This window comes from Pseudomonas sp. SL4(2022) (assembly GCF_026625725.1).
Lineage (GTDB): Bacteria > Pseudomonadota > Gammaproteobacteria > Pseudomonadales > Pseudomonadaceae > Aquipseudomonas.
On sequence record NZ_CP113060.1, the window covers coordinates 2,893,439 to 2,914,677 of the forward strand.

Annotated in this window: 22 protein-coding genes and 1 pseudogene; 18 read left to right on the plus strand and 5 right to left on the minus strand. The window is 59.0% G+C overall.

Annotated features, from left to right (window positions below):
- The first annotated feature begins 100 nt into the window (after positions 1-100).
- The 5 genes and pseudogenes from rpsP to OU997_RS13610 all read left to right on the plus strand — a co-directional run bounded on the left by rpsP (position 101) and on the right by OU997_RS13610 (position 2,620).
- On the plus strand, positions 101-352 hold the full coding sequence (gene rpsP / locus OU997_RS13590; protein WP_108486691.1) for a 30S ribosomal protein S16: 252 nt from the start codon (positions 101-103) through the stop codon (positions 350-352).
- Between the two features lie 5 nt (positions 353-357).
- Positions 358-891, plus strand: a pseudogene (gene rimM / locus OU997_RS13595) (ribosome maturation factor RimM); the annotation flags it as partial.
- A 9-nt stretch (positions 892-900) separates the two neighbouring features.
- Entirely contained in the window at positions 901-1,653 is a 753-nt protein-coding gene (gene trmD, locus OU997_RS13600; RefSeq protein WP_108486693.1) for a tRNA (guanosine(37)-N1)-methyltransferase TrmD, read from the plus strand.
- Between the two features lie 40 nt (positions 1,654-1,693).
- Positions 1,694-2,044, plus strand: a complete 351-nt coding sequence (gene rplS / locus OU997_RS13605; protein ID WP_108486694.1) for a 50S ribosomal protein L19 — start codon at positions 1,694-1,696, stop codon at positions 2,042-2,044.
- Between the two features lie 171 nt (positions 2,045-2,215).
- A complete protein-coding gene (locus OU997_RS13610) occupies positions 2,216-2,620 on the plus strand; it encodes an acyl-CoA thioesterase (RefSeq protein ID WP_108486695.1) in 405 nt (134 codons plus the stop codon).
- 18 nt (positions 2,621-2,638) lie between these two features.
- On the opposite strand, the gene OU997_RS13615 is transcribed toward OU997_RS13610, so the two are convergent.
- The gene (locus OU997_RS13615; protein WP_108486696.1) at positions 2,639-3,316 is read right to left on the minus strand and encodes a hypothetical protein; all 678 of its coding nucleotides are present in this window, start codon (positions 3,314-3,316) and stop codon (positions 2,639-2,641) included.
- 212 nt (positions 3,317-3,528) lie between these two features.
- Here OU997_RS13615 and xerD point away from each other — a divergent pair, with 212 nt between their 5' ends.
- The 4 genes from xerD (at position 3,529) to thrC (ending at position 8,136) form a co-directional block, all read left to right on the plus strand.
- Positions 3,529-4,425 carry a site-specific tyrosine recombinase XerD gene (xerD, locus tag OU997_RS13620; protein WP_108486697.1) on the plus strand — a complete coding sequence of 299 codons (897 nt, stop codon included), beginning with the start codon at positions 3,529-3,531 and terminating at the stop codon, positions 4,423-4,425.
- Between the two features lie 92 nt (positions 4,426-4,517).
- Entirely contained in the window at positions 4,518-5,243 is a 726-nt protein-coding gene (dsbC, locus tag OU997_RS13625) for a bifunctional protein-disulfide isomerase/oxidoreductase DsbC (RefSeq protein ID WP_108486698.1), read from the plus strand.
- 113 nt (positions 5,244-5,356) lie between these two features.
- Positions 5,357-6,661: a homoserine dehydrogenase gene (locus OU997_RS13630; RefSeq protein WP_267807067.1), complete on the plus strand. Its 1,305-nt coding sequence runs from the start codon at positions 5,357-5,359 to the stop codon at positions 6,659-6,661.
- A 65-nt stretch (positions 6,662-6,726) separates the two neighbouring features.
- On the plus strand, positions 6,727-8,136 hold the full coding sequence (thrC, locus tag OU997_RS13635; RefSeq protein ID WP_267807068.1) for a threonine synthase: 1,410 nt from the start codon (positions 6,727-6,729) through the stop codon (positions 8,134-8,136).
- Between the two features lie 57 nt (positions 8,137-8,193).
- On the opposite strand, the gene OU997_RS13640 is transcribed toward thrC, so the two are convergent.
- Both OU997_RS13640 and OU997_RS13645 read right to left on the minus strand, forming a co-directional pair.
- On the minus strand, positions 8,194-8,832 hold the full coding sequence (locus OU997_RS13640; RefSeq protein ID WP_267807070.1) for a 2'-5' RNA ligase family protein: 639 nt from the start codon (positions 8,830-8,832) through the stop codon (positions 8,194-8,196).
- 3 nt (positions 8,833-8,835) lie between these two features.
- The gene (locus tag OU997_RS13645) at positions 8,836-10,035 is read right to left on the minus strand and encodes a CaiB/BaiF CoA transferase family protein (RefSeq protein WP_267807071.1); all 1,200 of its coding nucleotides are present in this window, start codon (positions 10,033-10,035) and stop codon (positions 8,836-8,838) included.
- A 98-nt stretch (positions 10,036-10,133) separates the two neighbouring features.
- Between OU997_RS13645 and OU997_RS13650 the strand changes: the two genes are divergently transcribed.
- Both OU997_RS13650 and recJ read left to right on the plus strand, forming a co-directional pair.
- Positions 10,134-10,673 (plus strand): YaeQ family protein, encoded by a 540-nt coding sequence (locus tag OU997_RS13650; protein ID WP_267807072.1) that lies wholly within the window; start codon positions 10,134-10,136, stop codon positions 10,671-10,673.
- Between the two features lie 201 nt (positions 10,674-10,874).
- Entirely contained in the window at positions 10,875-12,587 is a 1,713-nt protein-coding gene (gene recJ / locus OU997_RS13655) for a single-stranded-DNA-specific exonuclease RecJ (protein WP_108486704.1), read from the plus strand.
- Positions 12,588-12,592: 5 nt separating this feature from the next.
- On the opposite strand, the gene OU997_RS13660 is transcribed toward recJ, so the two are convergent.
- Positions 12,593-13,264, minus strand: coding sequence for a transglutaminase-like cysteine peptidase (locus OU997_RS13660; protein WP_108486705.1), 672 nt, complete (start codon positions 13,262-13,264; stop codon positions 12,593-12,595).
- Between the two features lie 264 nt (positions 13,265-13,528).
- Between OU997_RS13660 and OU997_RS13665 the strand changes: the two genes are divergently transcribed.
- Both OU997_RS13665 and OU997_RS13670 read left to right on the plus strand, forming a co-directional pair.
- Positions 13,529-14,254: a tellurite resistance TerB family protein gene (locus OU997_RS13665; RefSeq protein WP_108486706.1), complete on the plus strand. Its 726-nt coding sequence runs from the start codon at positions 13,529-13,531 to the stop codon at positions 14,252-14,254.
- 133 nt (positions 14,255-14,387) lie between these two features.
- Complete coding sequence (locus OU997_RS13670) at positions 14,388-15,146, plus strand: hypothetical protein (RefSeq protein ID WP_267807075.1); 759 nt, start codon at positions 14,388-14,390, stop codon at positions 15,144-15,146.
- 193 nt (positions 15,147-15,339) lie between these two features.
- Here the strand turns inward: OU997_RS13670 and OU997_RS13675 are convergent, their stop codons facing one another.
- The gene (locus OU997_RS13675) at positions 15,340-15,618 is read right to left on the minus strand and encodes a hypothetical protein (RefSeq protein ID WP_267807077.1); all 279 of its coding nucleotides are present in this window, start codon (positions 15,616-15,618) and stop codon (positions 15,340-15,342) included.
- Between the two features lie 171 nt (positions 15,619-15,789).
- On the opposite strand from OU997_RS13675, the gene prfB reads away from it, so the two are divergent.
- The 5 genes from prfB (at position 15,790) to OU997_RS13700 (ending at position 21,197) form a co-directional block, all read left to right on the plus strand.
- Positions 15,790-16,885, plus strand: a protein-coding gene (gene prfB / locus OU997_RS13680; protein WP_267807079.1) for a peptide chain release factor 2 whose coding sequence is annotated in 2 segments (ribosomal slippage) — positions 15,790-15,861 and positions 15,863-16,885 — 1,095 coding nt in all. Because the reading frame shifts where the segments join, the coding sequence is not laid out codon by codon here.
- A gap of 62 nt (positions 16,886-16,947) precedes the next feature.
- Positions 16,948-18,465 (plus strand): lysine--tRNA ligase, encoded by a 1,518-nt coding sequence (gene lysS, locus OU997_RS13685; RefSeq protein WP_267807081.1) that lies wholly within the window; start codon positions 16,948-16,950, stop codon positions 18,463-18,465.
- Positions 18,466-18,591: 126 nt separating this feature from the next.
- Positions 18,592-19,305 (plus strand): TetR/AcrR family transcriptional regulator, encoded by a 714-nt coding sequence (locus OU997_RS13690; RefSeq protein ID WP_108486711.1) that lies wholly within the window; start codon positions 18,592-18,594, stop codon positions 19,303-19,305.
- A gap of 42 nt (positions 19,306-19,347) precedes the next feature.
- The gene (locus OU997_RS13695) at positions 19,348-19,899 is read left to right on the plus strand and encodes a hypothetical protein (protein WP_108486712.1); all 552 of its coding nucleotides are present in this window, start codon (positions 19,348-19,350) and stop codon (positions 19,897-19,899) included.
- A 2-nt stretch (positions 19,900-19,901) separates the two neighbouring features.
- On the plus strand, positions 19,902-21,197 hold the full coding sequence (locus OU997_RS13700; protein WP_108486713.1) for a flavohemoglobin expression-modulating QEGLA motif protein: 1,296 nt from the start codon (positions 19,902-19,904) through the stop codon (positions 21,195-21,197).
- Positions 21,198-21,239 lie beyond the last annotated feature (42 nt).

Consider the following 21,239-nt stretch of genomic DNA (forward strand, 5'->3'; position numbering starts at 1 on the left):
TGCAAAAAGCCGGATAATCCTTAGAATATGCGGCCTTTCGGGCCTAGTGCCCTATGCTTGCATTTCAGTTTTGCAGCACCGACTACAGGAAAGAAGTTCAATGGTAACCATCCGTCTTGCCCGTGGCGGCTCCAAAAAGCGCCCGTTCTACCACCTGACCGTGACCAATAGCCGCAATGCGCGCGATGGTCGCTTCGTTGAGCGTATTGGTTTCTTCAACCCGGTTGCATCGGGCGCTGAAATCAAACTGTCTGTTGACCAAGAACGTGCCGCTTACTGGCTCGGTCAAGGTGCACAGCCGTCTGAGCGTGTCGCTCAGCTGCTCAAGGAAGCTGCTAAGGCTGCAGCCTAAGCATTATGAGCATGACGCCAGCTCCCGCTGAGGATCTTATAGTCCTCGGCAAGATTGTCTCGGTGCATGGCGTAAAAGGTGATGTGAAGGTCTATTCCTTTACTGAACCTTTGACCAACGTGCTCAATTACCCTCACTGGACGCTCAAGCGTGACGGCGAGGTTAAGCAAGTTGAAGTGGCCGGTGGACGTTTGCAAGGCAAAGTCCTGGTAGCCAAGTTGAAAGGGCTGGATGATCGCGAAGTGGCTCGTACCTTCGCGGGTTTTGACATCTGTGTACCCCGCAACTTGCTCCCGGAACTAAGCGACGGCGACTACTACTGGTACGAGTTGGAAGGCCTCAAGGTTATTGATCAGGCAGGGCAATTGCTCGGCAAGGTTGATCATCTGTTTGAGACCGGTGCCAACGATGTGATGGTGGTTAAACCCTGTACCGACAGCCTGGATGGTCGCGAACGTCTTTTGCCGTATACCGAGCAATGCGTGTTGTCGATTGATCTGAGTGCTGGCGAAATGCGGGTCGACTGGGATGCGGACTTTTTAAGCCTGATGCCAAATCTGCGCGTTGAAGTCATTACGCTGTTCCCTGAAATGTTTGCCGCCATCAGTGAATATGGCATCACCAGCCGAGCGGTGAAGCAGGGCATGTTGCAATTGACCTGCTGGAATCCGCGTAGCTACACCACGGATCGTCATCACACGGTTGATGATCGGCCTTTCGGTGGTGGCCCTGGCATGGTGATGAAGATCAAGCCGCTTGAAGATGCTTTGGTTGATGCCAAGCATGCTGCAGGTGGCGCGGCCAAGGTGATTTACCTGTCGCCGCAAGGTCGCCAGCTGACGCAGTCAGCAGTTCGCGAACTGGCTAATGAGGGTGCCTTAATCCTAATTGCCGGGCGCTATGAAGGCATTGATGAGCGCTTTATTGAAGCGCATGTCGATGAAGAATGGTCGATTGGGGATTACGTCCTGTCTGGCGGTGAGCTGCCGGCCATGGTGCTGATCGACGCGGTAACGCGCCTATTGCCTGGTGCATTGGGTCATGCAAATTCGGCCGAAGAAGACTCCTTTACGGATGGCTTGCTCGACTGCCCGCACTACACCCGTCCGGAGGTGTATGCGGATAAACGTGTTCCCGACGTGTTGCTGAGTGGCAACCACGAACACATCCGGCGCTGGCGTTTGCAGCAGTCCCTTGGTCGGACCTACGAACGACGCGCCGATCTTCTGGAAAGCCGCTCGCTTTCTGGAGAAGAGAAAAAGCTGCTGGAGGAATACGTCCGCCAGCGGGACGATAGTTAATGTATCGATGACCGGCCGAGGCCTGTCTTAGGAGCGCAGCATGACCAACAAGATTATTCAGCAGCTTGAAGCTGAGCAAATGGGCAAAGAAATCCCAACTTTCGCACCGGGTGACACCGTAGTCGTCCAGGTTAAAGTGAAAGAAGGTGACCGTCAGCGTCTGCAGGCGTTCGAAGGCGTTGTCATTGCCAAGCGTAACCGTGGTCTGAACAGTGCTTTCACTGTTCGTAAGATCTCCAACGGTGTGGGCGTTGAGCGTACTTTCCAGACCTACAGCCCGCTGGTTGACAGCCTGGCTGTTAAGCGTCGCGGTGACGTGCGTAAAGCCAAGCTGTACTACCTCCGTGACCTGTCTGGTAAGGCAGCTCGCATCAAGGAAAAACTGGGCTAAGTCTCGGTCTTTCCATAAAAAAGCAGCCTTCGGGCTGCTTTTTTCGTTTCTGGGCCGGTGACTGGTGAGTTTTCCGGCTTCAGTTCTACCCGCGTGGTTGCGTGCCAATAATCATAAGAATCGCCCGCAGCACTGTGGCAACCACATCCGATTGAATCTGGCAGTAATGGCATGACGTCGAGAGAGCAGGAAATTCAGCGGCGCACCGAGTTATCGGAAACCCGTGTGACCAAGGCGGTGTTTCCGCCAACCACCAATCACCACAACACCTTGTTTGGTGGCACCGCACTGGCCTGGATGGACGAGGTGTCGTTTATCGCAGCTACGCGATTCTGTCGATTGCCGCTGGTGACGGTTTCGTCGGATCGCATCGATTTCAAGCACGCCATACCTGCCGGCTCAATTGTGGAGTTGGTCGGACGGGTGATCAAGGTGGGCACCACCAGCCTCAAGGTTGAGGTCGAAGTGTTTGTGGAAAGCATGAGCAGTGATGCCCGCGTGCGGGCAATCAGTGGTGTGTTCAGCTTTGTTGCAATCGATGAGCAACAGAAGCCAGTGCCCGTGCTGTCAGGCTGAGCTGGCAGGCCAGGGTATCTACTGATGCAGGCTGATCTTCAGGGAGGCCTGCGACAAGTCGATGTCGTGCAGGCTCAGGCTGCCCATGCTCTGGCCTTGGGGGGCGCCGGCGACGCGAATATTATCGAAGCGCAGTTCACCGATCGAACTGGGTAGGCGCACATTGACGGAGCCGTCAGCGTTGATCACCGAGGTTAGTTTGCTGGTGTCGTACAGGACGTCCTTCATCGAGGTTTCTGCCTCAAGGCTGTTCAGCACCGGCATGACGAGTTTACTTAATTGCCCTACAGTGCCCAAACCATCGCCGCTACCGGCCTGGAGAAACAACCCCTGCAGTACATCGTCGAGGCCTTGGGCGCTGACATTGCTCATCTCCAGGTCGCTCAAGGGACGCAGGCCGCGTGGCGTCTGTTCCTGGCTGACGGCGCTGACTTGCGAGCGCGGTGCGTCGGCGCTGGCGATTTGGAAAGGGCTGAGCAGGGCGGCGACCAGGGTGGCAGCGAGGCGTAGGTTGCTCTGTTTGTTCAGGGCCTTTTTAAGCTGGCGCTCACTCAGCCAGCCCTGTTCAATAAGGATTTCACCCAGGCGTTTTTGGCTGGTGAGTTGCAGTTTGATGGCAGCATCCAGCTGACCGCGATTAATCAGTCCCTTGTTGATCAGAATCTGACCAAGACGTGAGTGCTGTTGGCTGGACATCGCGTGGGCCCATTGTGCTGTAGTGGCGTGATGCAATCATGGCCTGCAAATTGCTGTCTGTCACCCACCCAAAGATAGGGTGACGCCGGCTTTTAAGGCTGGCGTCACCGATCGTTGGTCGCCTGCCTCTCTGTGAGTTGATGCGGTGCATGAGACCGGTCGAGGGTGTCATGCTCGCGAACATTACTCACACTGTTCAACGAGGTTATTTGATGCCCGCTATTGATCACCCTTTGATTGATCGTTTTCTTGAGTCGTTATGGTTGGAGAAGGGGCTGTCCGCACACACCCAGGCCGCCTATCGCAGTGATCTTGCGTTGTTCAATGGCTGGCTGCAGGTACGTGATGTGCAGTTGCCGGATGCTGGCCGCGAGCTGATTCTCGATCACTTGGCCTGGCGCTTGAGTGAGGGTTACAAGGCGCGTTCCACGGCGCGTTTGCTCTCGGGGTTGCGGGGTTTTTATCGCTTTTTAGTGCGTGAACAGCTGATCAGTCGAGATCCGACGCTGCAGGTTGAGTTGCCACAGTTAGGTCGTCCTTTACCTAAGTCGTTGTCCGAGGCCGATGTTGAGGCGTTGCTGAGTGCGCCTGATCTGGATGACCCGATTGGCTTGCGCGACCGGGCAATGCTTGAGGTGCTGTATGCCTGTGGTCTGCGCGTCAGTGAGTTGATTGGCTTGACGCTGGAGCAGGTCAATCTGCGCCAAGGTGTACTGCGCGTCTTCGGCAAGGGCAGCAAGGAGCGCCTGGTGCCGCTGGGCGAGGAGGCGATCTCCTGGATTGAGCGTTACAGCAAGGACGCGCGGCCGTTTCTGCTGGATGGCAAGCCCAGCGATGTGCTGTTTCCTAGCTTGCGTGGCGAACAGATGACCCGGCAGGCCTTCTGGTACCGGATCAAGCACCAGGCCAAGGTGGCGGGGATCGCCAAGAGTCTGTCGCCGCACACCCTGCGCCACGCCTTCGCCACCCATTTGCTCAATCATGGTGCCGATCTGCGCGTGGTACAGATGCTTCTTGGGCACAGCGACCTGTCGACCACGCAAATCTATACGCACATTGCCCGCGCGCGCCTGCAGGAGCTGCATGCGCAGCACCATCCGCGAGGCTGAGAACGCCGTCTGGCCTGCCGTGATCGGTCTGTTCGGGCTTCTATGGTAGGCTGTGTCGACTTTATTCAGAGCGTCTATCGGCAGGAGTTTGTATGCGTTTCAACCGCATTGTTGTCGCGTTGGCCTTGAGCCTGACCAGCACTATTGGCGTTGCTGCCGATCCTGATCAGGCCATCCGTAATACCCTAAAAGTGATTGACCCTGAGCTGCCGATCGAGGCCATTGCCGAGAGCCCGATGACCGGCTTGTACCAGGTGCAACTGCAAGGCGGTCGCCAGCTGTATGCCAGTGAAGATGGCCAGTTCCTGCTGCAGGGCTACCTGTTCCAGGTCAAGGATGGCAAGCCTGTCAACCTGACCGAAGCCGCCGAAAGCAAGGGCGTGGTCAAGCTGCTGGATGCCATTCCGGCCTCGGAAATGGTGGTGTTTGCGCCCAAGCAGCCGAAAACCCATATCACCGTATTTACCGACACCGATTGCGGCTATTGTCAGAAGCTGCACAGCGAAGTGCCTGAGCTCAATCGTCTGGGCGTCGAGGTGCGTTACCTGGCCTTCCCGCGCCAGGGCCTGGAAAGTCCGGCAGCCCAGGAACTGTCGAATGTCTGGTGCGCCAAGGATCGTCAGGATGCGATGAACCGTGCGAAAACTCGTCAGAGCGTTGCAGATGCGCAGTGCGACAGCCCGGTTGCCAAGCAGTACGCCCTCGGTCAGATGATCGGCGTCAGCGGCACGCCGGCCATCGTGCTGGCCAATGGCAAAATCATTCCCGGCTATCAGCCAGCGCCTCAGCTGGCGAAAATAGCCCTGGAATCCAAGTGACCTGAGGCTTGCACCTGATTGACTATTAAACAGCCGCTTCGTATGGTGCGGCTCTTTTTCCACGGCCGGGGCTTGCTCCGGCCGTTTTACGCAGTGCAGATGGGGAGTTCAGTGTGAAACCGGTGAAAGTAGGCATCTGTGGGCTGGGAACCGTCGGTGGCGGTACGTTGAATGTGCTCAAGCGAAATGCCGAGGAAATTACCCGGCGTGCAGGGCGTGGTATTGAAGTTGCCCAAATTGCCATTCGCTCGCCCAAGCCGCAGTACGACACAACCGGTATTAGCCTGACCAGCGATGTCTTCGAGCTGGTGAACAACCCTGAGATCGACATTGTTATCGAGCTGATCGGCGGTTACACCCTGGCCAAAGACCTGGTGCTGACAGCCATCGAAAACGGCAAGCATGTGGTCACCGCGAACAAGGCGCTGATTGCCGTGCACGGCAATGAAATCTTCGCCAAAGCGCGCGAGAAGGGTGTGATCGTCGCCTTCGAAGCCGCCGTAGCCGGTGGCATTCCAGTGATCAAGGCGATTCGTGAAGGTCTGGCGGCCAACCGCATCAACTGGCTGGCTGGCATCATCAATGGCACCGGTAACTTCATCCTCAGCGAAATGCGCGAGAAGGGTCGGACCTTCGAAGACGTGCTGGCCGAGGCGCAGGCGCTGGGGTATGCCGAAGCCGATCCGACCTTCGATGTCGAAGGCATCGATGCTGCGCATAAGCTGACCATCTTGGCGTCCATCGCCTTTGGTATTCCGCTGCAGTTCGACAAGGCCTACACCGAAGGCATCACCAAACTGACCACCGCTGACGTGAACTATGCAGAAGCCTTGGGCTATCGCATCAAGCACCTCGGTGTTGCCCGTCGCACTGAAGCCGGTATCGAGCTGCGTGTACACCCGACGCTGATTCCAGCCGACCGTCTGATCGCCAACGTGAACGGTGTGATGAATGCGGTGATGGTTAACGGTGACGCTGCCGGCAGTACGCTGTTCTACGGCGCTGGCGCAGGCATGGAGCCAACCGCCTCTTCAGTCATCGCCGACGTGGTTGACGTGGTGCGTGCCTTGACCGCTGATCCGACCAATCGTGTGCCGCATTTGGCCTTCCAGCCAGATTCACTCTCTGATCATCCGATTCTGCCGATCGAGGCTTGCGAGAGCGCTTATTACCTGCGTATTCAGGCTAAGGATCATCCGGGCGTGCTGGCTCAGGTGGCGAGCATCCTGTCGGCGCGTGGCATCAACATCGAGTCGATCATGCAGAAGGAAGCCGAGGAGCAAGACGGCTTGGTGCCGATGATCCTGGTTACCCATCGTGTGCGTGAGGCGCAAATCAACGAGGCCATCAGCGCCCTTGAAGCCTTGACCGATGTGGTCGGCAGCGTTGTGCGTATCCGCGTCGAGCAGCTGAACTAATCCGCTTTTGGCCGCCGCAGCCAGGCTGCGGCGGCTCTTGAAGATTCAACCGAAGGTTTGCCCCTATGCGCTATATCAGTACCCGTGGCCAGGCACCGGCCCTGAATTTCGAAGACGTGCTGCTCGCCGGCCTGGCCAGCGATGGCGGCCTGTATGTCCCGGAAAACCTGCCGCGCTTTACTCAGGAAGAAATCGCCTCCTGGGCCGGTTTGCCGTATCACGAACTGGCCTTCCGCGTGATGCGCCCGTTCGTCACCGGCAGCATTCCGGATGCGGATTTCAAAAAGATTCTTGAAGACACTTACGGTGTGTTTGCCCATAGCGCCGTCGCGCCACTGCGTCAGCTGAATGGCAATGAGTGGGTGTTGGAGCTGTTCCATGGCCCGACCCTGGCCTTCAAAGACTTCGCCCTGCAGCTGCTCGGCCGTTTGCTCGATTACGTGCTGGCCAAACGCAATGAGCGCGTGGTGATCATGGGTGCGACCTCCGGTGATACCGGTTCGGCCGCCATTGAGGGCTGTAAGGCCTGCGAGAACGTCGACATTTTCATCATGCACCCACACAACCGTGTGTCCGAGGTGCAGCGCCGGCAGATGACCACCATCCTCGGCGACAACATCCATAACATCGCCATTGAAGGCAACTTCGATGACTGCCAGGAGATGGTCAAGGACAGCTTCGCTGACCAGGGCTTCCTCAAGGGCACGCGTCTGGTGGCAGTCAACTCGATCAACTGGGCGCGGATCATGGCTCAGATCGTGTACTACTTCCATGCCGCCCTGCAGCTGGGCGGCCCGGCGCGTTCTATCGCGTTCTCGGTGCCGACTGGTAACTTCGGTGACATCTTCGCCGGCTACCTGGCGCGCAACATGGGCCTGCCGATCAGCCAGCTGATCGTCGCCACCAACCGCAACGACATCCTGCACCGCTTTATGAGCGGTAATCAGTACGTCAAAGAAACCCTGCACCCGACGTTGTCGCCGTCCATGGACATCATGGTGTCGTCGAACTTCGAGCGCCTGCTGTTTGACCTGCACGGCCGTAACGGTGCGGCGATTGCCGAGTTGATGGTCAACTTCAAGCAGGGCGGCGGCTTCAGCGTTGAGGAAGACCGCTGGACCGAAGCGCGCAAGCTGTTTGATTCGCTGGCGGTGGATGATGAACAGACATGCGCCACCATCACTGAGGTGTTCAACGCCTGTGGTGAGTTGCTCGACCCGCACACGGCGATTGGCGTGCGCGCCGCCCGCGAGTGCCGCCGCAGCCTGGCAACACCGATGGTCATCCTCGGCACGGCGCACCCGGTCAAGTTCCCGGAAGCCGTCGAGAAAGCGGATGTGGGTCAGGCACCGGCGCTGCCGGCGCATTTGGCCGATCTGTTTGAGCGTGAAGAGCGTTGCACCGTACTGGCCAATGACCTGAAAACCGTTCAGGCCTTTGTGGCGCAGCACGGTAACCGCGGCAAGCCGTTGTAACGGTCACTGTGCTCGGAAAAACGGCACCTGCGAGGTGCCGTTTTTTATGGGCGCAGCTTAGGTGCCGAGGCTGAAAGACTGGCGCACGCACAAGGGGCTGAACAACTGGCGTGCCCGGTAGTGAGCATATTGCAGGCTGTTGACCGGCAGCCTGCGTGGGTGCTCTTCTGCCAATTCGATCAGCCGTGCGCGAATCAGGGGGGCGTCTACACGCTGGCGATACAGGCCGAGGGTGATGTGTGCGTGATAGGGGCTTTGCCGCGCCTCTTGGCTGTGTTCGTTCAGTAAGGTGCGCCAGTGCTGCAACTGGCCCGAGGGGTCGCTGACCGGCAAGAAGGCGGCGCTGGCAAAACTGTCAGGCTGGCCGATTTCGAGTGTCAGTGGTTGCCGAGACGCGCGTCCGATCGCCTTGAATTGCTGCTGACGTTGCTGCTTGCTGAAATCATCATTGTGCCGCGCCTGGCCGCTGATAAAGCCGCAGACAAAGACCGTGATGTGCGCCTGACGGCGTCCGGGCGGGTGCAGCCAGTCGCTAAGCGCATGTTGCAGGCGGGCGATATGCGCCAGCAGGTGCGGGCATTGCACCGGCAGTGCCCAGACGGCATAACGGCTTCGCCCCAGGTGCCACTCCGGGTAATCGCGTTGCTCCGTGATCAGACTGTGTGAAGGGCTGGTGAGTGGGTTGGAGATCAGCACGGCTCAAATCGCGCCTTGGCGTTTCAGCTCGGCGATTTGCGCCTCGCTGTAGCCCAGCGCGAGCAGCACGGTTTGGTTGTGTTCGCCGAGGGTGGGGCCGACCCATTCCACCGCGCCGGGTGTGTCGCTGAGTTTGGGTACGATGCCGGGCATCTTGAAGGCTTTACCGTCCGGTAGATTGGCCGCGAGCAGCATTTCGCGGGCGAGAAACTGCGGGTCGTGGAACATGTCTTCGGCACTGAAAATGCGGCTGGCCGGCACGTCGGCCTGATTCAGGGAGGCCAGCACCTGCGCCAGCGGCAGTGAGCCAACCCAGCGGTCGATCACGCCATACAGTTCATCGCGCCGCGCATCGCGGCCGTCATTGCTGGCCAAGGTCGCGTCGTCGGCCAGGTCCGGGCGGTCGATGGCCTGCATAAAGCGTTTGAAGATCGCATCACCGTTGGCGCCGATCTGGACATGTTTGCCGTCGGCGCTGGTGTGGATGGAGGAGGGCGTGATGCCGGGCATGATGTTGCCAGTGCGCTCGCGAATAAACCCGAACACATCGAACTCCGGCACCATGGACTCCATCATGGCGAAGATCGCTTCATACAGCGCCACGTCCACCACCTGGCCGCTGCCGCCGTTCACTTCGCGGTGACGCAGTGCCATCAGCGCGCCGATCACGCCCCACAGCGCGGCAATTGAATCGCCAATGCTGATGCCGGTGCGCACCGGCGGGCGATCCTCGAAGCCGGTGATGTAACGCAGCCCGCCCATGGATTCGCCCACTGCACCGAAACCGGGTTGATCCTTCATCGGCCCGGTTTGGCCAAAGCCAGACAGGCGCACCATCACTAATTTGGGGTTGAGTGCATGCAGCACGTCCCAGCCCAGGCCGAGTTTCTCCAGCACGCCGGGGCGGAAGTTCTCAATAAGGATGTCCGCCTCGCTGAGCAGCTTTTTCAACACCTCGCGCCCGGCCTCATGTTTGAGGTTAAGGGTGATCGACTGTTTGTTGCGTGCCTGCACAAACCACCACAGCGACGTGCCCTCATAGAGCTTGCGCCACTTGCGCAGCGGGTCGCCGCCATCCGGTGATTCGACCTTGATTACCTCGGCACCGAATTCGGCGCAAATACGTGAGGCAAAAGGCCCGGCGATCAGGGTGCCGAGTTCGATCACTGTCAGGCCGGCGAGGGGTTTGCTGGGCAGCTGCATCGGGTTTCCATCCATCTGACTGAGTGCACGACTCTAACGTGAGCGGGCGGCATCGGGTAGACTTGCCGGCTTATTCGACCAGTCAAGAAGCCCCGTCCATGGCCCTGCCGTCTACCACCTACAAAATCGAGCTGAACCTCACCGACATGGACCGCAGCGTCTATGAAAACCTGCGTTTTACCGTGGCCAAGCACCCGTCGGAAACCGAAGAGCGACTGGCCGCACGGCTGGTGGCCTATGCCTTGTTCTATCACGAGCACCTGGCGTTCGGTCGTGGCCTGTCGGACGTGGATGAGCCGGCGTTGTGGGAAAAGAGCCTGGATGACCGTGTGCTGCACTGGATTGAAGTCGGCCAGCCGGACAGTGAGCGCATCACCTGGTGCTCGCGGCGCACCGAGAAGTTCAGCCTGGTCGCCTATGGCAACCTGCGTGTGTGGCAGACCAAAGCGCTCGATCCCGTGCGCAGCCTGAAGAACATCAACGTCGTTGCCCTCGACCAAGAGGCCCTGGCCAAGCTGGCGCTGGACCTGCCGCGTTCGTTGAACTGGAGTGTGATGATCAGCGACGGCGAACTGTTTATCACCGATGAGCGCGGCCAGCATGAGCTGCCCATTGAGTGGTTGGCTGGCGAGCGCTAAGAACCTATTTACGATCTGCTGCGCGTCGGCCCTGCTGCGTTAAAAACAGGCTCGGCAAGCCGCTTGCGGCTAACGCGCTTTAGCGCAGCCCGAAGGGCGAGCGAAGCGAGTAGTGCTCATTTACAGCTAGTCGTAGTGCGGGCAGCACCCGCCCCGTTTTGATTTCGGCGGGTTGCCCCCGCCCTACAAGATAAAACCACCATGCGTATCGAATCCCGCCCGCTGCCTGAAACCCTTCCTGACCTGGGCGCTCTGCCGCCGTTGCTGACCCGTCTTTATGCTGCCCGCGGCGTACAATCCGCTGCTGAATTGGATAAAGGCCTGGCGCGGCTGATTCCGTATCAGCAGCTCAAGGGTATGGACGCGGCGGTCGATTTGCTGGTGCAGGGGCTTCAGCAAGGTCAGCGCATGTTGATCGTCGGCGACTTCGATGCCGATGGCGCCACTGCCAGTACGGTGGGTGTGCTGGGGCTGCGCATGTTGGGAGCCGCGCACGTCGATTACCTGGTGCCCAATCGCTTCGAATATGGCTACGGCCTGACCCCGGAGATTGTTGCCGTGGCACTTGAGCGTGCGCCGCAGTTGTTGATCACCGTGGATAACGGCATTTCCAGCGTTGAGGGCGTGGCGGCTGCCAAGGCCGCAGGGTTGACCGTACTGGTCACCGATCACCACTTGCCCGGTGTTGAGTTGCCGGCGGCGGATGCCATCGTCAATCCCAATCAGCCGGGCTGCGCGTTCCCCAGCAAGGCGCTGGCCGGGGTTGGGGTGATGTTCTATGTGTTGCTGGCGTTGCGTGCGCGCTTGCGTGACATGGGCTGGTTTACCGCGCAGCGCCCCGAGCCGAATCTCGGCGAGTTGCTGGATTTGGTCGCGCTCGGCAGCGTGGCGGATGTTGTGCCGTTGGATGCCAACAACCGCATTCTGGTGCACCAGGGTTTGGCGCGCATTCGTGCCGGGCGTGCGCGGCCGGGTTTGCGCGCGATTCTGGAAGTGGCCGGGCGTGATCATCGGCGTATCACCTCCACCGACCTCGGTTTTATCCTCGGTCCACGCTTGAATGCTGCGGGGCGACTGGACGACATGGCGCTGGGCATTGAATGCCTGCTCTGTGAAGACGAAGCGCTGGCCCGTGACATGGCCGTGCAGTTGGATCAGCTCAATCAGGACCGCAAGGCCATTGAACAGGGCATGCAGCGCGAGGCGCTGGCCCAGCTCAAGGACCTGCCCCTGGAGGACATGCCCTTTGGTCTGTGCCTGTTCGAGCCGGACTGGCATCAGGGCGTCATCGGCATTCTTGCCTCGCGGATGAAAGAGCGTTATCACCGCCCGACCATTGCCTTCGCCGATGCGGGTGATGGTGTGTTGAAGGGTTCGGCGCGTTCGGTGCCGGGGTTTCATATCCGTGATGCACTGGATGCGGTGGCTGCTAAACATCCTGCGCTGATCAGCAAGTTCGGTGGGCACGCCATGGCCGCTGGGTTGTCGCTGCCGCAGGCGAATTTTGCGGCCTTTGCGGCGGCCTTCGACGCCGAGGTACGTCGTCAGCTGTGTGAGGACGACCTGACCGGTCGTTTGCTGTCTGACGGCACCTTGTCCATCGAAGAGTTCCACCTGCCGCTGGCCAAGGAGTTGCGCAATGCCGGGCCGTGGGGGCAGCACTTCCCGGAGCCGCTGTTTCATGGCGTGTTTCAGTTGATGCAGCAGCGCGTGGTCGGCGAACGCCACCTTAAAGTGGTGCTGAAAAGTGAGTGCGGCAGCGTGCAACTCGATGGCATTGCGTTTGGCGTGGATCGTGAAATCTGGCCGAACCCGACCGTGCGTTGGGTCGAGCTGGCCTACAAGTTGGACGTCAATGAATACCGCGGGCAGGAAAGCGTGCAGTTGCTGATCGCTCATATCCGCCCGCGCTGATTGGTTTAGCTCTTTGCTGCGGGGGTGGCCGAGCCATCGGCCAGTGCCCGCTCGCTCAGCTCATTCCAGCGTGCGAGAAATTCCGGCGGCTGGCTAACGCGCTGCGGGTTTTTCGCCAGGAACACGCCGTGATTATTAAAGGAATACACCGGCAATAGATCGTTGCGCTCACTGGCCGGGCGGATGCGCGGGTCGAGGTTGTCGAGAATCAGTGGTTCTGCGCTGGCCGATGGGTAATAGGCCAGCACCATATGCGCCTGGTTCTGCTGGATGGCCTTGACGAAGGTCAGGCGCAGCTTCTCGCTTGGCACACCCATACGCACCAGGCTGAAGTATTTGGCGATGGCGAAATCTTCGCAATCGCCTTTGCCCAGGCTTAGCGTCTGCGCCGGCGTGGCCCAGTAATCGTCGGCTCCCCAGGCTTGCTGGTCACTGACAAAACTCACTGAGCGGTTGATGAAGTGGTTGACCCGCTCCAGCTGTGCGCGGTCATTATCGCTGGCTGAGTTGTCGAGAAGGTTGAGCCAGCTGGCCAGGCGCGTGTCGCTGAGCGCTGTTGCCAAGGCGCTGTGTGGGGGCGCACTTGCGTCGGCAATCAGAAACGGGCTGTACAGCCAGCAACAAGCGAGCAGGCTGAGCAGCAGGCGATGCGCGGGCTGAGATGTGGCATGCGCCATGGGCGAAGTCTCTGGCGTAGGCTCTTGATAGCCTTTTGCCGTAGCGTTTTTCTGAAGTGCCATCCTATCGGCGTCAAATATAGAACGACTACGGTGAAAGTGTGATCACGACCACTCTTTGACAGGTTTGTGACGGCTAACCGACGAACAGTCGCTTTTGTCAGCGTTTGGCAATCTTTCGAAGCAATCTGGCGTTAGGTGGGCGGAAACCTTGCTCTTTAGAATCGGTCTGTCTTGCCACACCATGTTGATGGAGAGCGCGTGATGAATACCCGTGGATTGCTTGACCAGTTGCTGAAATCGGGCCAGGACCTGCTGCAGCAGAAGTCCGGTGGTGCCTCCCCTGGCGGCCTGGGCGGTCTGTTGGGTGGGGTGGCCAAAGGCGGGCAAGGCGGCGATCTCGGCACCTTGCTCAAAGGAGCAGGTGGTGGTGCGTTGGCGGCAGGTGCATTGGGACTGCTGCTGGGTAACAAGAGTGCGCGCAAGATGGGCGGTAAAGCCCTCACCTATGGTGGGTTGGCGGCGCTTGGCGTGGTGGCCTACAAGGCCTATAGCAACTGGCAGGCGCAGCAGGCCAGCGCGCCTCAGGCCGAGCCGCAAACCCTGGATCGTCTGCCAGCACCGCAGGTCGAGTTGCACAGTCAGGCCATTCTCAAGGCGCTGGTCGGCGCAGCCAAGGCTGACGGCCATGTGGATGCCCGTGAGCGCGAGTTAATCGAAGGTGAGCTCATCAAACTTACCCATGATGTTGATGTGCAGCATTGGTTGCAGGCTGAGTTGAACAAGCCGCTGGACCCGGCTGACATTGCCCGGGCGGCGAGTACGCCGGAAATGGCTGCGGAAATGTATGTGGCCAGCGTGCTGATGGTGGATGAAGAGCACTTTATGGAGCGTGCCTACCTGGAAGAGCTGGCTCGTCAGCTCAAGCTGGATCCAGCGCTCAAGAGCGAACTCGAGGCACAGGTGCGCCAGGAACTGGTACAAGGCTGAGTCTGTGAAGCCTGTACACCTGGGTTAAGGGTTCTGGCCGCTGCCCTGCGGCCCCCCTATAATCGGCGTTTTCCCCGCAATGGATGGATGCCCGATGCGCTGCACCTACACAAATTGTCTGCTGAGCCTGGCGATGGTTCTCTTCAGTTCGATGTTGCAGGCTTCGCCCGGCGTGGCGTTGGTCCAGGTGCAGCAGGCCCAGGTGCAGGTATTCCGCACCAGTACGGACCTGTTCATTCATCGCGGTGAGGGTGGGCATGCCGAACTGGCGGCCAAGGTGCAGGCTGATCTGGGCAAGCTGCGCGAAAGCCTGGCTACCCTGCAGGCGCAGGCCCAGTCCGATTCGGCTCGGTTGGCTATGGAGCAGCTGCAGGCACCTCTGGCGGCCTTTACCGCTCTGGTCGAGCAGACCTTGGCCTACAAGCCCGGCGAACCGGACCTGCCGTGGGAATTCAACTTCCAGTACAGCAAGGCTCAGCGTGAACTGATTGCGGCTCTGGAATCAATCGAGCAGCAATTGCTCAAAGGTCTGGCGCAGCCACTATCGGCTGCCGACCAGCGCTTGCAGAGTCTGCCGGCCAAGGTGCAATACCTGGCTGCGCGCTACACCGCTCGTGCCTATGTCGGTGATATAGAAACTCTGCCGGAGCAACAGCAGCACTACCTGAATCAGGATATTGACGTGCTGGCCAAGCAAGTCGAAGCCGAGTTGCTCAGCTTGAATGGTGAACTGGCCGATGAGCCAGCGCGTCAGCGGCTGCAACGTGCTTCGACACGTTGGAAATTCATCTACCCACGTCTGCTGGATTACAGTGAAAACCTGGTGCCGCTGGTTATCGAGCGGCACGCGGCTGAATTGGCTGGCCAACTACAGCGCTTGCACGCGCAATAACCTTAGGCACCATGCAAAACTGCGCAGTTCTTGCGGGCGTGTTGGGTACGGTAAAGGGCTTGATCTACCTGTTCCAGAGCTTCAGCCAGATTGCTGCTGTCCGGCGGCCACGGGGCGCCACCGTTGCTGGAGGCAATCACTGCACCCTGTGGGGCCTTGAATCCGCTCCAGGCGATGCTGGGCAACTCGCTCTTCAAACGCTCCAGAAATGGACGCCATCGGACACATTGTAGGGCTGCCTGAGAACGCGCAGGTGGCCAATGACCTGCAGCATGGCCGCTCGGCTTTGTACATCATGATCCAGGCGCGCAATCACCATGTAGGAGATTTCGGCCAGGTGCAGTCCCACTTCCTGGCGGATGCGTTGGCTGGTGTCATACCTGATCAAGGTGCCCTGCAGCCAGCTCAGCCCTGCGACCAACAGTGCAATCAGAATGGCAAATCGGCTGCGCATGCTCTGCGATGAGCGCATGCGACACGACGACTCCTGCGGCAAAAGGCTTAGCTGTGGTTGGTGTTGTGTATAGAGCGCCGTTGGTCTGTGCCGCGGTGTGAGGCAGGCGATTGCGGGCTGCCAGGTGACTAGTGACTGCGTTATACTCACCGGCTTTTCCGAAAGTTTGACCTACGAGTGCTGCCAGTCATGGAAATCAACCCGATCCTTAATAGCATCAAGGACCTGTCCGAGCGCACCCAGACTATTCGGGGGTATCTTTGACTACGATCACAAGCATGATCGTCTGGTCGAAGTAAACCGCGAACTCGAAGACCCGAACGTCTGGAACAAGCCCGAATACGCCCAGAGCCTGGGCCGTGAGCGCGCCACGCTGGCGCAGATCGTCGAAACCATCGACGATCTGACCAGCAGCCTGGCCGATTCCCGTGACCTGCTCGACATGGCTGTCGAAGAGGATGATGAAGCGGCTGTAAGCGATATCGTCAGTGAACTCGAGCGCCTGCGCGGCATCCTCGAGAAGCTGGAATTCCGCCGCATGTTCAGCCACGAGATGGACCCGAACAACTGCTACCTGGATATCCAGGCCGGTTCCGGCGGCACCGAGGCGCAAGACTGGGCCAACATCCTGCTGCGTATGTACCTGCGCTGGGCTGATAAGCGCGGCTTCAGCGCCGAGATCGTCGAGCTTTCTGAAGGCGAAGTGGCCGGTATCAAAGGTGCCACCGTGCACATCAAGGGCGAGTACGCCTTCGGCTGGCTGCGCACCGAGATTGGCGTGCATCGGCTGGTGCGCAAGAGCCCCTTCGACTCTGGCGCGCGTCGCCACACCTCGTTCTCGGCGGTGTTCGTGTCGCCTGAGATCGACGACAAGGTTGAGATCGAGATCAACCCGTCTGACCTGCGCATCGACACCTACCGCTCCTCCGGCGCGGGTGGTCAGCACGTCAACACCACCGACTCGGCGGTACGTATCACCCACGTACCGACCAATACCGTGGTGGCGTGCCAGAACGAGCGCTCGCAGCACGCCAACAAGGACACCGCCATGAAGATGCTGCGGGCCAAGTTGTACGAGCTGGAAATGATGAAACGCAACGCGGCGTCCCAGGCGCTGGAAGACTCCAAGTCGGATATCGGCTGGGGCCATCAGATTCGATCCTACGTGCTTGATGACTCGCGCATCAAGGATCTGCGTACCGGCGTTGAACGCAGCGACTGCCAGAAGGTTCTCGATGGCGACCTCGACCAGTACCTTGAGGCCAGCCTCAAACAAGGCCTGTAATACCTTTCGATTCCGCCCTCCAGCAGAGGGCGGCAACGACCCTGTGACGGAAACCGATGACCATGAGCGACCAACAACTTGACCCGCACGCCTCTTCCCACGAAGACGGGCAGCACGAAGAAAACAAGCTGATTGCCCAGCGCAAGGAAAAGCTTGCCGCTATCCGTGAGCAGGGCAACGCCTTCCCGAACGATTTCCGTCGTGAGCACTACTGTGCTGATCTGCAAAAGCAGTACGCCGAGAAAACCAAGGAAGAGCTGGCTGAGGCGGCCATTCCCGTCAAGGTGGCGGGGCGCATCATGCTCAACCGTGGCTCGTTCATGGTGATTCAGGACATGACTGGGCGTATCCAGGTCTACGTTAACCGCAAGGCTCTGCCGGCCGAAACCCTGGAAGCGATCAAGCACTGGGACCTGGGCGACATTATCTCTGCAGTTGGCACCCTGGCTCGTTCCGGCAAGGGTGACCTGTACGTGGAAATGACCGACGTGCGCCTGCTGACCAAGTCACTGCGCCCACTGCCGGACAAACACCACGGCTTGACCGACACCGAACAGCGCTATCGCCAGCGTTACGTCGACCTGATGGTCAACGAGGAAACACGCCACACCTTCCGCGTGCGTTCGCAAGTGATTGCGCACATCCGCAGCTTCCTGATGAAACGCGATTTCCTTGAAGTGGAAACGCCGATGCTGCAAACCATCCCCGGTGGTGCAGCCGCCAAACCGTTCGAGACACACCACAACGCGCTGGACATGCAGATGTTCCTGCGCATCGCCCCGGAGCTGTACCTCAAGCGGTTGGTGGTCGGTGGTTTTGAGAAGGTCTTCGAGATCAACCGCAACTTCCGTAACGAAGGTGTTTCGACCCGGCACAACCCCGAGTTCACCATGCTCGAGTTCTACCAGGCCTACGCCGATTACGAAGACAACATGGACCTGACCGAAGAACTGTTCCGTGAGTTGGCCATGCTGGTGCTGGGCACCACCGACGTGCCATACGGCGACAAGGTGTTCCACTTCGGCGAGCCGTTTGTGCGCTTGTCGGTGTTCGACTCGATCCTCAAGTACAACCCGGACATCAGCGCGGCCGACCTCAACGACCTCGACACCGCTCGCGCCATCGCCAAAAAAGCCGGTGCCAAGGTGCTCGGCTTTGAAGGCCTGGGCAAACTGCAGGTGATGATTTTCGAAGAGCTGGTCGAGCACAAGCTGGAGCAGCCACACTTCATCACCCGTTACCCGTTCGAAGTCTCGCCACTGGCGCGTCGCAGTGACGATGATCCGAGCGTGACCGACCGTTTCGAGTTGTTTATCGGTGGCCGTGAAATCGCCAACGCCTACTCCGAGCTGAACGATGCGGAAGACCAGGCCGAGCGCTTTATGCAGCAGGTGGCTGACAAGGACGCTGGTGACGATGAAGCCATGCACTACGACGCCGACTTCGTCCGTGCCCTGGAGTACGGCATGCCGCCGACAGCGGGTGAGGGCATCGGGATCGACCGTTTGGTGATGCTGCTGACCAATTCACCATCGATTCGTGATGTGATCTTGTTCCCGCACATGCGCCCGCAGGCCTGATACCTACAAGCCGCCTCCGGGCGGCTTTTTATTGCCTGGTTTTTTATGATCAGCCAGTGGATTATTTTCCCCGCTGACTGACTAAGTGATAAGTAACGTGATGAATCGACAGAGGATTGTCTTGTTGTGACAGCCAAACCCGCGCCAGAGAGTGCCACCCTGATTGCCAATGCTGTAGTCGAGAGCGTGCAGTATCAGGGGCGCAAAGCCAGCCGTCAGGGCAGTGAGCAACGGCGCCAGGCCATTCTCGATGCTGCCATGCGTATTATTGTGCGTGACGGTGTGCGTGCCGTTCGTCACCGTGCAGTGGCGGCGGAGGCCGATGTGCCCTTGTCGGCGACGACCTACTACTTCAAAGACATCAACGACCTGATCACTGACACCTTTGCCCAGTTTGTCGAGCGCAGTGCTGCGCACATGGGGCAGTTCTGGAGTGGTACCGAAGGCTTGCTGCGCGAGCAGGTAAGCCGTCTGGATGGTAGCGCCGAGGCGCGTCGTCGCCTGGCCAATGAAATCGCCCGCTTGGCCGTGGAATATGTGCGCCAACAATTACTTACGCGACGCGAGTATCTGCTGGCCGAACAGGCCTTCCAGCAGGAAGCACTGCTCAACCCGCGATTGCATGGTTTGCTGCGGGCTCATCGGCAGATTCTGCTGCAAGGCGTGACGCACTTCTTCGAGGTGCTGGGCTCGCAGCAGGCCGAACAGGATGCCAAGCTATTGACGGCGATTATTGTGCGCATGGAGTATCAGGGGCTGCTCGATGGTATCGACCATCTGGACAGTGAAGATATGTTGGCCATGCTTAAACGTTATATGCATCTGGTACTGGGCCTCTGACAGACTTGTCGGCCCGCTCAATCCGTTCACAAGGAGAGCTGAATGAACGCCTGGCGCGCGCTGCTTGCCGTGTCCTTTCTGTTACTGGGTGGCTGTCTGGTGACCTTCAAGGACCCGATACCGGCCAATGAAGCAGCCCCAATCCCCCTGCTTGGCGAGTGGTCGCGTAAGAACGAGTGGGGTGAGCAGCTTTACCTGCAGATCACCCGCGCCGGTTCCAACGTGTACAAGGCGCGGGCCTATGTCGACAGCCTGGATAACCTCGACAGCGTTGAGGAATATGGTTTTACCGTGGCTCATCATGGTCGCCGCTGGTATCTGTCAGCCGGTCTGCCGAAACGTATGGGGGCCAACTTTGCTATCGCCGGCTTTGAGCTGACCACCGGTAATGAACTGGTTATTTACAACCTGGATGTCGACCGGATTCTCCAGGAGTTGGAGCTGGGCACGCTTGAGGGCGAAGTGATTGCGGCCGCGGAAGGCGATGGTGTGTTGATCAGCAGCCCGCTGGAGCAGGTGTTCGGTTACCTCGATGATCAGGCCAACTCGGATGTTTTTATCGAAGTGGCGCGTTATCAGCGCGCGGGTGATTAATGATGAACAGCCATACCGGTTTGGACGGCTATCAACTAATCGTACGTGCTCTGTCTGACCGGATTGTTGAGGCGCAGACGCCCATCCGTGTCCTTGATGCGGTGAAGTGGGACGACTCGATCCGCAGTGAGTTTCTCAAGCACAAGGGCAAGCAGCTGCCCAAAGTAGAGCGTGGTTATTACGCCAGTCGGCCCCTGGCGTTCGATGCTGCCGCAAAGAAACTGGAGTTCCAGAACATCGAGCGGGATATCACTCGCCAGCTCGGTCAGTTCAATCCGGTCGGGCAGATCATGCGGCGTATGTGTCGCGAGTACCGCATGGTTATCCGCATGCTCGAGGCACGCGGCACCGAGGATTTCGGCATGATCAGCCAGGAACTGTATGGCGCGGCTTCCGATGCCTTCCATGCCGGTGACCCGACACTGGCCGACCTGGGCATGATGTTTTCCGACTTTCTCAACAACATCGACAAACGTGGCGACCTCAAGGACGAGGCCAAGAACCTCAGTGCCAAAGATGCGGTCAACCTGCTGCAGCAGCGCCTGAACAAGGTGTTTGGTGAGGCGGAGAGCACCATTCGCGTGTTCGAGTCCGACGGTATCCTCGCTGACGCTGCCGCCGGTGCTGACTACATCAAGATTCGCAGCGACGCGATGTTTAACGAGCGCGATGTGCGCGCCCTGGAAGTGCATGAGGGCCTGGTGCATGTGGCCACCACCCTAAATGGGCTGAATCAGCCGATCTGCACCTTTCTGGCTAAGGGCCCGCCCTCATCCACCGTGACCCAGGAGGGGCTGGCGATTTTGATGGAAGTGATCACCTTCGCCTCTTATCCAACCCGTTTGCGCAAACTGACCAACCGCACCCGTGCCATCCATATGGCCGAGGAGGGCGCAGATTTCCTGCAGGTCTTCGATTTCTACCGCGAGCAGGGTTTTACCCAGGAAGACAGCTACAGCAACGCCAACCGGGTGTTTCGCGGTTCGACCCCCAATGGCTTGCCTTTCACCAAGGACCTGTCCTACCTGAAAGGCTTTATCATGATTTACAACTACATCCAGTTGGCCGTGCGCAAAGGCAAACTGGAACAGATCCCGCTGCTGTTCTGTGGCAAGACCACCCTGGAAGACATGCGCACCCTGCGCAAACTGGTGGATGAAGGGCTGGTTGTTGCGCCCAAGTACCTGCCACCGCAGTTCAGCGACCTCAACTCGCTGTCGGCCTGGATGTGCTTCTCCAACTTCCTCAATCACCTGAGTCTTGATCGGATCGAAGCCGACTACGCCAACATCCTCTAGGCGCTACTGCGCTCGGGTATGCAGCGTTGCGCACGACCTTCG

What these genes read in the sequence shown, in the direction of transcription:
- rpsP (WP_108486691.1), top strand. Translation starts at nt 101, where the DNA reads ATGGTAACCATCCGTCTTGCCCGTGGCGGCTCCAAAAAGCGCCCGTTC.
- trmD (WP_108486693.1), top strand. Translation starts at nt 901, where the DNA reads ATGCCAAATCTGCGCGTTGAAGTCATTACGCTGTTCCCTGAAATGTTT.
- rplS (WP_108486694.1), top strand. Translation starts at nt 1,694, where the DNA reads ATGACCAACAAGATTATTCAGCAGCTTGAAGCTGAGCAAATGGGCAAA.
- OU997_RS13610 (WP_108486695.1), top strand. Translation starts at nt 2,216, where the DNA reads ATGACGTCGAGAGAGCAGGAAATTCAGCGGCGCACCGAGTTATCGGAA.
- OU997_RS13615 (WP_108486696.1), bottom strand. Translation starts at nt 3,316, where the DNA reads ATGTCCAGCCAACAGCACTCACGTCTTGGTCAGATTCTGATCAACAAG.
- xerD (WP_108486697.1), top strand. Translation starts at nt 3,529, where the DNA reads ATGCCCGCTATTGATCACCCTTTGATTGATCGTTTTCTTGAGTCGTTA.
- dsbC (WP_108486698.1), top strand. Translation starts at nt 4,518, where the DNA reads ATGCGTTTCAACCGCATTGTTGTCGCGTTGGCCTTGAGCCTGACCAGC.
- thrC (WP_267807068.1), top strand. Translation starts at nt 6,727, where the DNA reads ATGCGCTATATCAGTACCCGTGGCCAGGCACCGGCCCTGAATTTCGAA.
- OU997_RS13645 (WP_267807071.1), bottom strand. Translation starts at nt 10,035, where the DNA reads ATGCAGCTGCCCAGCAAACCCCTCGCCGGCCTGACAGTGATCGAACTC.
- OU997_RS13650 (WP_267807072.1), top strand. Translation starts at nt 10,134, where the DNA reads ATGGCCCTGCCGTCTACCACCTACAAAATCGAGCTGAACCTCACCGAC.
- recJ (WP_108486704.1), top strand. Translation starts at nt 10,875, where the DNA reads ATGCGTATCGAATCCCGCCCGCTGCCTGAAACCCTTCCTGACCTGGGC.
- OU997_RS13660 (WP_108486705.1), bottom strand. Translation starts at nt 13,264, where the DNA reads ATGGCGCATGCCACATCTCAGCCCGCGCATCGCCTGCTGCTCAGCCTG.
- OU997_RS13665 (WP_108486706.1), top strand. Translation starts at nt 13,529, where the DNA reads ATGAATACCCGTGGATTGCTTGACCAGTTGCTGAAATCGGGCCAGGAC.
- OU997_RS13670 (WP_267807075.1), top strand. Translation starts at nt 14,388, where the DNA reads ATGGTTCTCTTCAGTTCGATGTTGCAGGCTTCGCCCGGCGTGGCGTTG.
- OU997_RS13675 (WP_267807077.1), bottom strand. Translation starts at nt 15,618, where the DNA reads ATGCGCTCATCGCAGAGCATGCGCAGCCGATTTGCCATTCTGATTGCA.
- lysS (WP_267807081.1), top strand. Translation starts at nt 16,948, where the DNA reads ATGAGCGACCAACAACTTGACCCGCACGCCTCTTCCCACGAAGACGGG.
- OU997_RS13695 (WP_108486712.1), top strand. Translation starts at nt 19,348, where the DNA reads ATGAACGCCTGGCGCGCGCTGCTTGCCGTGTCCTTTCTGTTACTGGGT.
- OU997_RS13700 (WP_108486713.1), top strand. Translation starts at nt 19,902, where the DNA reads ATGAACAGCCATACCGGTTTGGACGGCTATCAACTAATCGTACGTGCT.